Here is a 13,269-nt window from a genome sequence, read left to right as displayed (position 1 = left end):
CCTGTCGAGGCTATCGGACCGGCTCGCGCCCGGCGACCGCGCCCGCCGGAGCCCGCGGTCAGGGCGACCGCGCAAGGGGCCTGCGCGGTCCGCCCGGACGGTCCCCGGGGCGACCAGGGGACCGTCAGCCGGCGGGGACGGCGACGGTCCGCTCCGACAGCAGGTGGGACAGGGCCGCGGCGGCGCCCGCCCGGTCGAGGGGGTCGTTGCCGCTGCCGCACTGCGGCGACTGGACGCAGGCGGGACACCCGCTCGTGCACCGGCAGCCCGCGACGAGGTCGTGGGTGGCGGTGATCCAGGTGGCCATCTCGGCGTACCCGCGGCGGGCGAACCCGGCGCCGCCCGGCCGGCCGTCGTAGACCATGACGGTAGGTCGCCCCGTGTCCGGGTGGTGGGCGGTGGACAGCCCGCCGACGTCCCGACGGTCGCAGGTCGCCAGGAGCGGCAGCATGCCGATGCTGGCGTGCTCGGCGGCGTGCAGCGCCCCGGGCACCTGGTCCTGGGTCAGGCCGGCGAGGGCGAGCTCGTCCTCGGGCAGGGTCCACCAGACGGCCTGCGTGACCATCGACCGTTCCGGAAGGTCGAGAGGGTGGGTGCCCAGCACCGTCCCGTCGGGCAGCACCCGCTGGAAGGAGACGACCCGGTGGCTCACCTCCACGGTGCCCGTACAGACCGTGGCGGCTCCCCAGGCCTGCACCTCGTGGACCCCGCGGAGCCGGAAGTCGCCCTCCGTCCGGGCGCGGGTCGTCCAGCCCGGGTCGCCGGCCACGACGAGGGCCACCCCGGACTCCAGGTCCAGGTCGGTCACCACGTGCGCACCACCCTGGTGCACGTAGACCGCGCCCGCGTGCACGGTCGTCAGGGCACGGTCCTCGTCCACGGTGCCCAGCACCCGCCCCGTCGCCCTGTCGACGATCTGGACCGGCTGGCCCGCGTCGCGCAGCTGCAGGTGGTCACCCGGCCGGTCCGGCCGTGCCCAGTACCACCCCGTCGGTCGCCGTCGCAGCACCCCCGCTGCCACGAGCTGCTCGGCCAGCTCCGCGACGGAGGGGCCGAACCATCGCGTGTCGTCGCGGGTGAGCGGTAGCTCGGCCGCCGCGGCGGCCAGGTGCGAAGCCAGCACGTAGGGGTTCTGCGGGTCGAGGACGCACGCCTCGACGGGCGTGTCGACCACGAGCTCGGGGTGGCCCAGCAGGTAGGTGTCCAGCGGGTCGTCGGCCGCCACCATCACGGCGAGCGACGGCGACCCCCGGCGACCGGCGCGCCCGGCCTGCTGCCAGAACGAGGCCCGCGTCCCCGGCCAGCCCGCCATGACGACCGCGTCCAGACCGGCCACGTCGATCCCCAGCTCCAGCGCGCTGGTGGCGGCCAGGCCGAGGACCCGGCGCCCCCGCAGGTCCGCCTCCAGCGCCCGGCGCTCCTCGGGCAGGTAACCGCCCCGGTAGGCCGCGACCAGGCCCGGCCCGCCCCCGCCCCGGTCCTGCAGCTCCTCCCGTGCCCGGGCGGCCACGGTCTCGACCCCCCTCCGGGAACGGGCGAAGGCGACCGTCTGCACGCCCACGTCGACCAGGTCGGCCAGCAGCCCGGCGGTCTCGGCCAGGGTGCTGCGCCGCCGGCCGTCCTCCCCCTCGGGGGGCTGCCACAGGGCCAGCACCGTCTCCTCGCGCGGAGAGGAGTCCTCGGTGACGGCCCGGACCTCCTGCCCCGTGAGCGCCCGGGCCAGGTCCTGCGGCTCGGCGACCGTGGCCGAGGCCATCACCAGCGTCGGCGACGCGCCGTAGCGGGCGGCCACGCGCAGCAGGCGGCGCAGCACGGCCGACACGTGCGCGCCGAACACCCCGCGGTAGACGTGGCACTCGTCGACGACGACGTAGCGCAGCGACCGCAGGAAGGCCCGCCACCGCTCGTGCCCCGGCAGCAGCGTGTGGTGGAGCAGGTCGGGGTTGGTCAGCACGTAGTGCGCGTGCTCCCGGACCCACCGCCGCTCCTCCGGCGGGGTGTCCCCGTCGAGGGTGGCCACCCGGACCCCCGGCACGGCGAGGCCGTGGAGCCGGGCGGCCTGGTCGGCGCCGAGGGCCTTGGTCGGTGCCAGGTAGAGCGCCGTGGCCCCCCGTCCGCTCGCCGCCTCCGCCCCCTCGACCAGGGCCGTGAGCACGGGCAGCAGGTAGCCCAGCGACTTGCCGGACGCGGTCCCGGTGGCGACCACGACGTGCTGCCCGGCCCGGGCGAGCTCGGCGACCGTCGCCTGGTGCTCCCACAGGTCGCCGATGCCGGACCCCTGGACGGCCGCGGTGACCGGCGGCGCCACCCACGACGGCCACGCCACGGTGCGCCCCTCCCGGGCCGGGAGCGTGCGGGCGTGCACGAGCCGGCCGGCCCGGGGCCCACGGGCCAGGTGGGCCAGGACGGCGTGGGGGTCGAACGGCTGGTCCATGAGGCCGCCCACGGTACGTCGACCGCCTGACACACCCCCGCCCCCGGGCGGGCGCACCGGGAGCAGGTCACTACAGTGACCACCACACCGTGGGGGAGAGTCCCCCGCCCCGTCGACCCGCAGCGTCGCGGGCCAGCTCCAGGAGGCTGTTCCATGGTCCCAGTCCGAACCGCCGTGAGCGACCTGTCGCTCACGGGATTCGATACGGCCGTCGTGATCGTCGTGCTCGCCATCGCGCTGGTCGCGCTGGTCTTCGGCTTCATGTTCCGCAAGCAGGTGCTGGACACCCCGACAGGGACCGACAGCATGCGGGCGATCGGCGCGGCGGTCCAGGAAGGCGCCTCCGCCTACCTGACCCGGCAGTTCAAGACGCTCGGGATCTTCGCCGTCGTCGCCTTCCTGCTGCTGCTGGTGCTGCCGGCCGACGACCTGGGCGTGCGCATCGGCCGCTCGGTGGCCTTCTTCTTCGGCGCCGGCTTCTCCGCCGCCATCGGCTGGCTGGGCATGAACCTCGCCACCGCCGCCAACATGCGGGTCGCCGAGGCCGCCCGCCACGGGGACCGCGACCAGGGGATGCGCATCGCCTTCCGGACCGGCGGCACCGTCGGAATGGCGACCGTCGGCCTCGGTCTGCTCGGTGCCGCGCTCGTCGTCCTCGCCTTCCAGGGCGACGCCCCCACCGTGCTCGAGGGCTTCGGCTTCGGCGCCGCGCTGCTGGCCATGTTCATGCGGGTCGGCGGCGGCATCTTCACCAAGGCCGCCGACGTCGGCGCCGACCTGGTCGGCAAGATCGAGGCCGGCATCCCCGAGGACGACCCGCGCAACGCCGCCACCATCGCGGACAACGTAGGTGACAACGTCGGCGACTGTGCCGGCATGGCGGCCGACCTCTTCGAGTCCTACGCCGTCACGCTGGTCGCCGCGCTCATCCTCGGCACCGCGGCCCTGGGGGCCGAGGGCGGCCTCACCTTCCCGCTGGTCATCCCCGCCATCGGCGTCCTCACGGCGATCATGGGCGTCTACATCACCAAGGCCAAGCCGGGCCAGAACGCCCTGCAGGCCATCAACCGCAGCTTCTACGTCTCCGCGGCCGTCGCGGCGGTCGCCTCCGTCGTGGCGGCGTTCGTCTTCCTGCCGACCGACTCCGCCGAGCTCGGCGGCGGCGACACCTCCGGCACCGTCACCGGCGGCACCCTGGCCCTGCTCGGGGACACCGCCGACCTCGACTTCAACCCGGCCCTCGGCTCGGCGGCCGCCGTCGTCATCGGCATCGTGCTCGCCGCCTTCATCCTCTGGCTCACCGGCTACTTCACCGGCACCGAGTCCAAGCCGACCAACGACGTCGCCCGCACCTCGCTCACCGGCCCCGCCACCGTGATCCTCTCCGGCATCGGCATCGGCCTGGAGTCCGCCGTCTACACCGCCGTCACCATCGCCGGCGCCATCTTCGGCCTCTTCCTGCTCGCCAACGGCTCGATGATCGTCGCCCTCTTCTACGTCGCGCTGGCCGGCTGCGGCCTGCTGACCACGGTGGGCGTCATCGTCGCGATGGACACCTTCGGCCCGGTCTCGGACAACGCGCAGGGCATCGCCGAGATGTCGGGCGACGTGGACGAGGCCGGCGCCCAGATCCTCACCGAGCTGGACGCCGTCGGCAACACCACCAAGGCCATCACCAAGGGCATCGCGATCACCACGGCCGTCCTGGCGGCCACCGCGCTCTTCGGCGCCTACTGGAACGCCATCACCAACTCCCTGGGCGACGTCGGCGAGGAGGCCGAGGCGGACGTCTTCCAGTCCTTCCTCATCTTCGACCCGCGCGCGCTGGCCGGCGTGCTCATCGGCGGAGCGGTGGTCTTCCTCTTCTCCGGCCTGGCCATCAACGCGGTCACCCGCGCGGCCGGCGCCATCGTCTTCGAGGTGCGCCGCCAGTTCCGGGACAAGCCCGGGATCATGGACTACTCGGAGAAGCCCGACTACGCCCGCGTCGTCGACATCTGCACCAAGGACTCGCTGCGCGAGCTGGCCACCCCCGGCCTGCTCGCCGTCTTCGCCCCCATCGCCGTCGGCTTCGGCCTCGGCGTGGGTGCCCTCGCGGGCTACCTCGCCGGTGCGATCGGGACGGGCGTGCTCATGGCCGTCTTCCTGGCCAACTCCGGCGGCGCGTGGGACAACGCCAAGAAGATCGTCGAGGACGGCCACTACGGCGGCAAGGGCACCGAGGCGCACTCCGCCACGGTCATCGGGGACACCGTCGGCGACCCCTTCAAGGACACCGCGGGCCCGGCCATCAACCCGCTGATCAAGGTGATGAACCTCGTCGCCCTGCTCATCGCCCCGGCCATCGTCGGCCTCACCTACGGGGACGGCAGCAACGACCTGCTCCGCTGGGGCGTCGCCCTGGTGGCGGTGGTCGTCATCGTCGCCGCGGTGACGGTCTCCAAGCGCCGCGACATCGCCATCGGGGACTCCCCCGAGGTCGAGTCGGCCGGAGTCGTCTCCGGGGACTGAGCCCGGTCCCCCGGCGGCGGGGCGGCACCCCACGGGGCGCCGCCCCGTCGTCGTGCGTGGCACAGTGACCGACGTGCCCCTCACCGACGACGGACGGATCCAGGACCTGCGCGCGGACCTCGCGGAGGCCGGGTACGCCGTGGAGACGCTGGCCGACCTCCTCGGCCCCGCCGCCGGTGCGGCGCTGCACCGCGACCAGCCGCTGCCGGCGCGCCGGGCGCTGGCGGGCCGCGACGAGCCGGCCGCCGTGCTGGCCCGGGTCTTCGTGCTCGGGGAGGGCGCGCCCGGGGCCCTGCTGGACGCCGTCCTGCCCCGGACCGGCCTCGACGGTCTGCGGGACCTCGGCCTGGTGGTGGGGCAGGACCCCGCGGACGACCGCGGCCCCCTGTTCCGGGCGGCCCTCGACCTGCGTCCCTACGGGGACGAACGGCATACCTGGTGGGTGCTCTCGGACCTGCCGGAGACGGTGGTGGGCGGTCCGCTGCCCACCCGGCACGTCCTCGGGGTCGGCGGGGCGTCCACCACGCTGGCCTCCTGGACCCCCCGGCCGCAGGTCGGGCGGGCGCTGGACCTGGGCACCGGGTGCGGCGTCCAGGCCCTGCACCTGTCCCTCCACGCCGGGGAGGTCGTGGCCACCGACGTCTCGGACCGGGCCCTGCGGATGGCCCGTCTCACGGCCGCGCTCAACGACGTGGGCCTGGACCTGCGTCACGGCTCGATGCTGGAACCCGTGGCGGGGGAGACCTTCGACCTGGTCGTGTCCAACCCGCCCTTCGTCATCACGCCCCGCCGGGAGGGGGTGCCGCTGTACGAGTACCGCGACGGGGGCCGCGCCGGCGACGGGCTGGTCGCCGAGCTGGTCGGACGGGTCGGGGATCACCTGCGACCCGGAGGCGTCGCCCAGCTGCTCGCCAACTGGGAGCTGGCTGCCGGGGAGGACTGGGCCGGGCACGTGACCGGCTGGCTCGAGGGCACCGGCCTGGACGCGTGGGTCGTGCAGCGCGAGGAGCAGGACGTCGCCGAGTATGCCGAGACGTGGATCCGCGACGGCGGTCACCGGCCGGGCACGGAGGGGTTCGAGGAGCTCTACGCGGCCTGGCTGGACGACTTCGCCGGGCGCGGCGTGGAACGGGTCGGGTTCGGGGTCGTGACGCTGCAGCGTCCTCGTGCCGGCCGCGCCCCGTGGCGGGACCTGGTCGACGTGCGCCACCCCGTCGCCGCCCCGATGGGCCCGCACGTCCTGGCCGGCCTGCGCGCCCGGACCTGGCTGGCCGAGCACGACGACGAGGAGCTGCTCGACGTGGCCTGGCAGGTGGCCGACGACGTGTCCGAGGAGCGGATCGGCCGACCGGGGGCGCCCGACCCGCAGGTCATCCAGCTGCGCCAGGGCGGCGGGCTGCGCCGGACGGTGCGCCTGGGCACCCTCGGTGCGGGCCTCGTCGGCGCCTGCGACGGCGACCTGACCGCCCGTCAGCTGTGCGCGGGGCTGGCCGTGCTCACGGAGGCGGACACCGCGGCCGTCGTCGCCGAGGTGCTCCCCGTGCTGCGCGACCTCGTCAAGGACGGGCTGCTGCGCTGAGCCCTGCCGGGACGGCGCGGGCCGGTCAGTCGTACTGGTAGGTGGTGTTCGACAGCAGGAAGCTCTTGCCGATCTCGTTGCTGTCGCAGCGCACCCCGTCCTGGGCGCTGGTGCAGGTCACCGGACCCAGCGTGAGGGAGGAGCCGTAGGGCAGGACCGCCACGGTGGTCCCGTCGACGTCGGCGGTCTCACCGGCCTCCTGCGCCCACCAGCCGCCCGCGTCGACCGCAGCCTGCCCGAGCAGCGGCTCCGGCAGGCAGGTCCAGGCCCCGCGCTCGGCGGAGAGCATGAGCGCGTCCGCCTCCTCGGCGGTGCACCCGCCGACGAGGGTCGAGGCCAGGTGGTCGGCCTGGGGGGTGAACCCCTTCTCGGCCACCTGGCACACGGCCGAGGCGGCCGTGACCGAGCAGGCGATGTTGCCCGAGGGGAGCACGAACCCGGCGTGGTCGCCCTCGACGGTCACCGTCCCTCCGCCGCCGGAGACCGACCGGCCGGCCACCACCGGCGCGATGTCGGCCGGCTCGGTCGGCGGGCCGGCGCTGCCCCCGGAGCCCTCGCCCGACCCCTCGCCGGCACCTGCGGTCCCGGCGGCGCCGTCCCCGGCGTCGTCCCCGTCCTCGACGCCGGCGGTGCCGCCGGCCGGTTCCTCGCCGTCGTCCCCGTCCCCCACGCTGCACCCGGCCAGGAGCACCAGTGCGGCGACCCCGGCGGCCGTCCAGCGTCGGGACCGGCCGGGAGGCCGCATACCTGCTCGTCCGTGCACCGTCATGAGGCAGCAGCGTAGCGGCCGTCGCCCCATCGGCTACGGTGACGCCCGAGGTCCCGTGTCGGAGCCGCGACGAATCCGCGGCACACGGACCGTTCGGAGGAGCAACCGTGGCAGCAGGGCACAAGCTGGTGATCGTCGAGTCGCCGGCCAAGGCGAAGAAGATCGGCGAGTTCCTCGGCAAGGAGTTCACCGTCGACGCGAGCGTCGGCCACATCCGCGACCTGCCCAACCCCTCCGAGCTGCCCCCGGAGATGAAGAAGGGCCCGTTCGGCCGGTTCGCCATCGACGTCGACGGCGGCTTCGAGCCCTACTACGTCGTTGACGCCGACAAGAAGAAGAAGGTCACCGAGCTGCGCCGCGCCCTCAAGGACGCCGACGAGCTCTACCTGGCCACGGACGAGGACCGGGAGGGCGAGGCCATCGCCTGGCACCTGCTCGAGGTGCTCAAGCCCAAGGTCCCGGTCCGGCGGATGGTCTTCCACGAGATCACCAAGGAGGCCATCCAGCGGGCGGTCCACGACACGCGGGACCTGGACACCCACCTCGTCGACGCGCAGGAGACGCGCCGCGTCCTCGACCGCCTCTACGGCTACGAGGTCTCACCCGTCCTGTGGCGCAAGGTCAAGCAGGGCCTCTCGGCAGGCCGCGTGCAGTCGGTGGCGACCCGCATCGTCGTCGAGCGCGAGCGTGAGCGGATGGCGTTCCGGTCGGCCTCCTACTGGGACGTCGAGGGGGAGTTCGCCCCGGGCGGCAACGACGGGCAGGCCTTCACCGCCCGGCTCGTGGAGGTCGACGGTGCCCGGGTCGCCACCGGCCGCGACTTCGCCGACGACGGCACCCTGCGCACCAAGGGGGCCGTGCAGCTGGACGCCGCCGCCGCCCAGGCGATCGCCGACGGCACCCGGGAGGCGACCGTCGCCGTGACGGAGGTCGCCGAGAAGCCCTACACCCGGCGGCCCTCCGCCCCGTTCACCACCTCCACGCTCCAGCAGGAGGCCTCCCGCAAGCTGCGGATGAACAGCCAGACCGCGATGCGCACCGCGCAGCGGCTCTACGAGAACGGCTACATCACCTACATGCGGACCGACTCGACGACGCTGTCGAGCTCGGCCGTCAGCGCCGCCCGCCAGCAGGCGCGCGACATGTACGGCGCCGACTACGTCCCCGACGCTCCCAGGACGTACGGCAAGAAGGCCAAGAACGCCCAGGAGGCGCACGAGGCCATCCGCCCGGCCGGCGACACCTTCCGCACCCCGGCGCAGGTCGCCGGCGAGCTGCGGGGGCAGGAGTACGCCCTCTACGAGCTGATCTGGAAGCGCACCGTCGCCTCGCAGATGGCCGACGCCAAGGGGTCCACCGCCAGCGTGCGCCTGGCGGCCACCCTCCCGGAGGGGACGGCGAGCGCCGCCGAGGGCGGCGCCCGCACGACATACGCGCGGGCGGGGTATGCCGCCTCCGGCACCGTGATCACCTTCCGCGGGTTCCTCGCGGCCTACGAGGAGGGGCGGGACGAGAGCCGCTACGGCGAGGACGGCGCCATGGGCCGGCGGCTGCCGAAGCTGTCGGAGGGCGTGTCCCTGGAGACGCTGCGCGCCGAGGCGCAGGGTCACCAGACGAGCCCGCCCGCCCGCTACACCGAGGCCACGCTGGTCAAGGCGCTGGAGGAGCGGGGCATCGGCCGCCCCTCGACCTACGCCGCCACCGTCGGGACCATCCAGGACCGGGGCTACGTGCGCACCCGCGGGTCGGCGCTGATCCCGACCTGGCTGGCGTTCGCGGTGACCCAGCTGCTCGAGCGGCACTTCCCCCGGCTGGTCGACTACGACTTCACGGCGTCGATGGAGGAGGGGCTGGACGCCATCGCCCGCGGCGACGAGCAGCGGGTGGCCTGGCTGCAGCGGTTCTACTTCGGCGATGAGGCCACCTCCACCGAGGGGCTGCGCGACCTCGTCCAGGACCTGGGGGAGATCGACGCCCGGGCGGTGTCGGCGGTGGAGACCGGCGACGGCACCGTGGTCCGGGTGGGCCGCTACGGCCCCTACGTGGAGGTGCCGGGGGAGGACGGCCAGCCGCGCCGGGCGACCGTCCCGGACGACATCGCCCCGGACGAGATGACCGCGGCGAAGGCCGAGGAGCTGCTGACGGCCGCCGCCGACGACGGCCGGGTGCTGGGCACCGACCCCGGGACCGGCCACGAGATCGTCGCCCGCGCCGGGCGCTACGGCCCCTACGTCACCGAGGTCCTGCCCGAGCCGGACGAGGCGCCCAAGCGGGGGGCCAAGAAGATCAAGCCGCGGACGGGTTCGCTGTTCGCGGACATGGACCTGGCCACGATCGACCTGGAGACGGCCCTGCGGCTGCTCTCGCTGCCGCGTGTCGTCGGCACCGACCCGGAGTCCGGGGAGGAGATCACCGCGCAGAACGGCCGCTACGGCCCCTACCTGAAGAAGGGGACCGACAGCCGGTCGCTGACCAGCGAGCAGCAGATCTTCGACATCACCCTCGAGGAGGCGCTGGCGATCTACGCCCAGCCCAAGCAGCGCGGCCGGGCCGCGGCGAAGCCGCCGCTGAAGGAGCTGGGCACCGACCCGGTCTCGGGGCGGCCCGTCGTGGTCAAGGACGGCCGGTTCGGGCCCTACGTCACCGACGGGGAGACCAACGCCACGCTGCGCAAGGGCGACGAGCCGGAGGAGATCACGCCCGAACGCGGCTACGAGCTGCTGGAGGAGAAGCGGGCCAAGGGCCCGACGACCCGCAAGCGGGCGGCGAAGAAGACCACCGCGAGGAAGACCACGGCGAAGAAGACGACCGCGAAGAAGACCACGGCCAGGAAGGCTCCGGCGAAGAGCACGACGACCCGGAAGTCGACCGGGTAGGTCGCACCGGTCTCCGGGGGCGGTCAGCCGCCGGGGGACGGCTCGGTCAGGGGGGCCGTGGAGTGGTCCCCCCGGAGGCGCTTGGCGACCAGCTCCGCGCTGATGAGGCACATCGGCAGGCCGATGCCCGGGATCGTGCTGGAACCGGCGTAGAGCAGCCCCTCGACGTGCCGGGAGACGTTCCCCGCGCGGAACATGGCGCTCTGGCGCAGGGTGTGCCCCGGCCCCAGCATGCTGCCGCGCCAGGCTGACAGGTCGGTGACGAAGTCGCCCGGCCCGATGGTGCGCCGCACCTCGACGCGGTCGGCCAGGTCGGGGATCCCCGCCCAGGCGGCGACCTGGGCGATGGCCGCGTCGGCCACCCGCTCGACGGCCGGAGAGCCTCCGCCGTCCAGGCCACCGTGACCCAGCCCCGGGTCCGCCGGCACGGGCACCAGGACGAAGAGGTTCTCGCAGCCCGGCGGGGCGACGTCCGGGTCGGTGGCCGAGGGCCGGCAGACGTAGGCGGAGGCGGGGTCGGGCACCCGTCCCTCCCGGATGCGGTCGAAGTTGTCCCGCCAGTCGGCGGTGAAGAACAGGCTGTGGTGGGGCAGCTGCGGCAGCTGCCCCCGGACGCCGAGCAGCACCAGGACCGCCCCCGGGCCGCTCGTGCTGCGGTCCCAGTAGCGCTGGGGGTAGGTCCGCAGGTGCTCGGGCAGGAGGCGCGTCTCGACGTGGTGCAGGTCCGCGGCCGCGACGACCACCTCCGCCGGGGAGGAGTGCTCCACGCCCTCACCGTCGACCCAGCGCACACCGGTCACGCGGGCGGTCCTGCCGCGCAGACGGGAGGGCAGCCGGTCGCGCAGGCGTCCCGGGAGGGTGGGCGCGCGATGGCCTGGCCGCTCGACCGTCTCGACCGACACCGCCCGGGCTCCGGTGCGCACGCGGACCCCCTGCTCGAGGGCGAGCCGGTGCACCACCTCGACGAGGTGGGCGAAACCGCCCTGGGGGTACATGACGCCGCCGGTGAGGTCCAGGGCGCTCATCAGGTGGTAGAGGCTGGGGGTGCGGTCCGGCGAGGACCCGAGGAAGACCGCGGGGTATCCGAGCACCTGCCGCAGCCGCCGGTCCTGGAAGCGCGCGGCGACGAAGGACTCCAACGAGCGGGTGAGCAGGGGACCGAGCGTGGGGACGCGGCGCAGGACGTCGGGGGAGGCGAGCGCCAGCGGCCGGGTGAAGCTGGTGTAGAGGAAGCGGCGCAGGGCGATGTCGTAGGCGTCCCTCGCCGACGCCAGGTACCCCCGGAGCGCCGCCCCGGCACCGGGCTCGATGCGCTCGAACGTGGCCACGTTGTCCTCGGTGGAGGCCACCACGTCGAGGGGCTCGTCGTAGCCCTCGAAGAAGACCCGGTAGGCCGGGTCGAGCCGCTGCAGGTCCAGCTGCTCGGCGGTGCTGGTGCCCATCATGGCGAAGAAGTGGTCGAAGACCTCGGGCATGAGGTACCAGGACGGGCCGGTGTCGAACCGGTAGCCGTCGGTGGACCACGACCCGGCCCGGCCACCGACGTCCTCGCGCTGCTCGAGCAGCTCGACCTCGTGGCCGTCCGCCGCCAGGAGCGCCGCGCCGGCCAGCCCGGAGATGCCTCCGCCGACCACGACGACCCTGCTCATCGGCGACCCACCAGGCAGCGGGCCAGCACGACGGCCTTGACCGGGTCGGGGACCCGCACCCGTCGGGTGGCGATCTCCGCGGCGGGCGTGCGCCGCAGCCGCTCCGAGAGGGCCGCGAACAGGTCGTGGGCCGCCCTCACCGCCCGGCGGCTGCTGGGCGGGAGCTCAGGGATGACCGCGGCGGCGGCGGCGAGGTCGGCATCGATGTCGTCGAGCAGGACGTCGCGCCGGGCGTCGTCGAACCGACCCGGGGCGACCCCCGGGAAGTAGTCCCGGCCCCGCTCGCCGTGGTCGTCGGCCATGTCCCGCAGGAAGTTGACCTTCTGGAAGGCCGCCCCGAGGGCGCGCGCGCCAGGGGCGAGCTGCTCGTAGCGCGCCTGGTCGCCGCCGACGAACACCCGCAGGCACATCAGGCCCACGACCTCGGCGGACCCGTAGACGTAGGTGGCGAAGGAGTCGGGGTCGTGCGCGGCGACGTCCAGGTCGGCGCGCATCGAGTCGAAGAACGGGCCGACCAGGTCCCAGCCGATCCCGTGCTCGACGGCCGTGCGCGCGAAGGCGTGCACGACCAGGTTCGGGCTCCCCCCGATCTGCAGCGCGCGCCGGGTGTCCTCCTCCAGGGCGTCGAGGAGGGCGGCACGCTGTCCCCGGTCCCAGGCGAGGTCGACGTCGTCCACGAGCTCGTCGGCGACCCGGACGAGGGCGTAGATGCACCGCACGTGCGTGCGCACCGGCTCCGCCAGCAGGCGGGTGGCCCACCCGAAGGAGGTCGAGTAGCACTCGATGACGACGGCCGCGCTGGCCTGGGCGACCTCGTCGTAGGGGCCGGTGGGGCGAGCTCTCACGGCACGAACCTACCTGCCCCGGGCACGACCCTCGCGATCCGGGCGTCGGGCGTGCCGTCAGCCCGGGCTCACCCGGTCGCCCAGGAGGGTGCCCCAGAGACGGTCCGCGAGCTCGTCCTCGATCTCGAAGGCGTCCACGAACAGCTGGAGCGTGGCGCAGCTGAGCGTGCGACCGGTCAGGGCCCGCCCGACGAGGTCCTTGTAGGTCCGTGCCGGCCGCGGGGCGTTCCCGTCGAGCTCGCCGGACTCCACGAGGTGGCGGACGATCACCTCGGCGACGGCGGCGTGGTGGACCGAGTTGCTGGGCGCCATCCGCCGCACGTGCCGCACCCAGCGGCGTCGGTAGCGCGGCAGGGCCAGCACGGAGCACAGCAGCTCGGCAGCATCACGTGGTCGGGTCATCTCTCGTCCTCCCCGGGCCGGACGGCAGGAGCAGGGCCACCCGCGGACGGATGCTGCTCCCGGCACCGATCGTGCCGGGGCGCCGGCCCCTCCGCAGCCGTCTTTGCGCTGTCCGGACGACCCCGGACGCCGGGTCGGTCCGGTCCGGACGGTCCGGGTGCGCCAGAATGGTCCCCGTCCACCGAGGAGCCGACGAGGGGAAGG

8 protein-coding genes are annotated in these 13,269 nt (G+C 74.5%); 3 read left to right on the top strand and 5 right to left on the bottom strand.

Annotated elements, in window-relative coordinates; all coding sequences use genetic code 11:
- Positions 1-124: 124 nt before the first annotated feature.
- Positions 125-2,434: a DEAD/DEAH box helicase gene (locus FJR00_RS00555; RefSeq protein ID WP_141337003.1), complete on the bottom strand. Its 2,310-nt coding sequence runs from the start codon at positions 2,432-2,434 to the stop codon at positions 125-127.
- A gap of 153 nt (positions 2,435-2,587) precedes the next feature.
- Here FJR00_RS00555 and FJR00_RS00550 point away from each other — a divergent pair, with 153 nt between their 5' ends.
- Positions 2,588-4,945, top strand: a complete 2,358-nt coding sequence (locus tag FJR00_RS00550; protein ID WP_141337002.1) for a sodium-translocating pyrophosphatase — start codon at positions 2,588-2,590, stop codon at positions 4,943-4,945.
- 73 nt (positions 4,946-5,018) lie between these two features.
- Entirely contained in the window at positions 5,019-6,524 is a 1,506-nt protein-coding gene (locus tag FJR00_RS00545; RefSeq protein WP_141337001.1) for a DUF7059 domain-containing protein, read from the top strand.
- Positions 6,525-6,549: 25 nt separating this feature from the next.
- Here FJR00_RS00545 and FJR00_RS00540 read toward each other — a convergent pair whose 3' ends face one another.
- Entirely contained in the window at positions 6,550-7,293 is a 744-nt protein-coding gene (locus FJR00_RS00540; RefSeq protein WP_141337000.1) for a hypothetical protein, read from the bottom strand.
- 107 nt (positions 7,294-7,400) lie between these two features.
- On the opposite strand from FJR00_RS00540, the gene topA reads away from it, so the two are divergent.
- On the top strand, positions 7,401-10,169 hold the full coding sequence (gene topA / locus FJR00_RS00535; RefSeq protein WP_141336999.1) for a type I DNA topoisomerase: 2,769 nt from the start codon (positions 7,401-7,403) through the stop codon (positions 10,167-10,169).
- Between the two features lie 23 nt (positions 10,170-10,192).
- Here the strand turns inward: topA and crtI are convergent, their stop codons facing one another.
- From crtI to FJR00_RS00525, 3 genes are read right to left on the bottom strand one after another with little or no spacing between them, the layout of a single operon-like run.
- The gene (crtI, locus tag FJR00_RS00530; protein WP_181409423.1) at positions 10,193-11,818 is read right to left on the bottom strand and encodes a phytoene desaturase family protein; all 1,626 of its coding nucleotides are present in this window, start codon (positions 11,816-11,818) and stop codon (positions 10,193-10,195) included.
- Positions 11,815-12,663, bottom strand: coding sequence for a phytoene/squalene synthase family protein (locus FJR00_RS15625; protein ID WP_181409422.1), 849 nt, complete (start codon positions 12,661-12,663; stop codon positions 11,815-11,817). Before FJR00_RS15625 ends, crtI begins: the two co-directional genes overlap by 4 nt.
- A 57-nt stretch (positions 12,664-12,720) precedes the next feature.
- Positions 12,721-13,065, bottom strand: a complete 345-nt coding sequence (locus tag FJR00_RS00525; protein WP_141336998.1) for a hypothetical protein — start codon at positions 13,063-13,065, stop codon at positions 12,721-12,723.
- Positions 13,066-13,269 lie beyond the last annotated feature (204 nt).

Origin of the sequence: Ornithinimicrobium kibberense (assembly GCF_006519705.1) — a bacterium.
In the GTDB taxonomy this organism is placed as follows: domain Bacteria; phylum Actinomycetota; class Actinomycetes; order Actinomycetales; family Dermatophilaceae; genus Ornithinicoccus; species Ornithinicoccus kibberensis.
The sequence above is the reverse complement of the archived record's forward strand: the minus strand, read 5'-3'. Positions and strand labels throughout refer to the sequence as shown.

What these genes read in the sequence shown, in the direction of transcription:
- FJR00_RS00525 (WP_141336998.1), bottom strand. Translation starts at nt 13,065, where the DNA reads ATGACCCGACCACGTGATGCTGCCGAGCTGCTGTGCTCCGTGCTGGCC.
- crtI (WP_181409423.1), bottom strand. Translation starts at nt 11,818, where the DNA reads ATGAGCAGGGTCGTCGTGGTCGGCGGAGGCATCTCCGGGCTGGCCGGC.
- FJR00_RS00550 (WP_141337002.1), top strand. Translation starts at nt 2,588, where the DNA reads ATGGTCCCAGTCCGAACCGCCGTGAGCGACCTGTCGCTCACGGGATTC.
- FJR00_RS00540 (WP_141337000.1), bottom strand. Translation starts at nt 7,293, where the DNA reads ATGACGGTGCACGGACGAGCAGGTATGCGGCCTCCCGGCCGGTCCCGA.
- FJR00_RS00555 (WP_141337003.1), bottom strand. Translation starts at nt 2,434, where the DNA reads ATGGACCAGCCGTTCGACCCCCACGCCGTCCTGGCCCACCTGGCCCGT.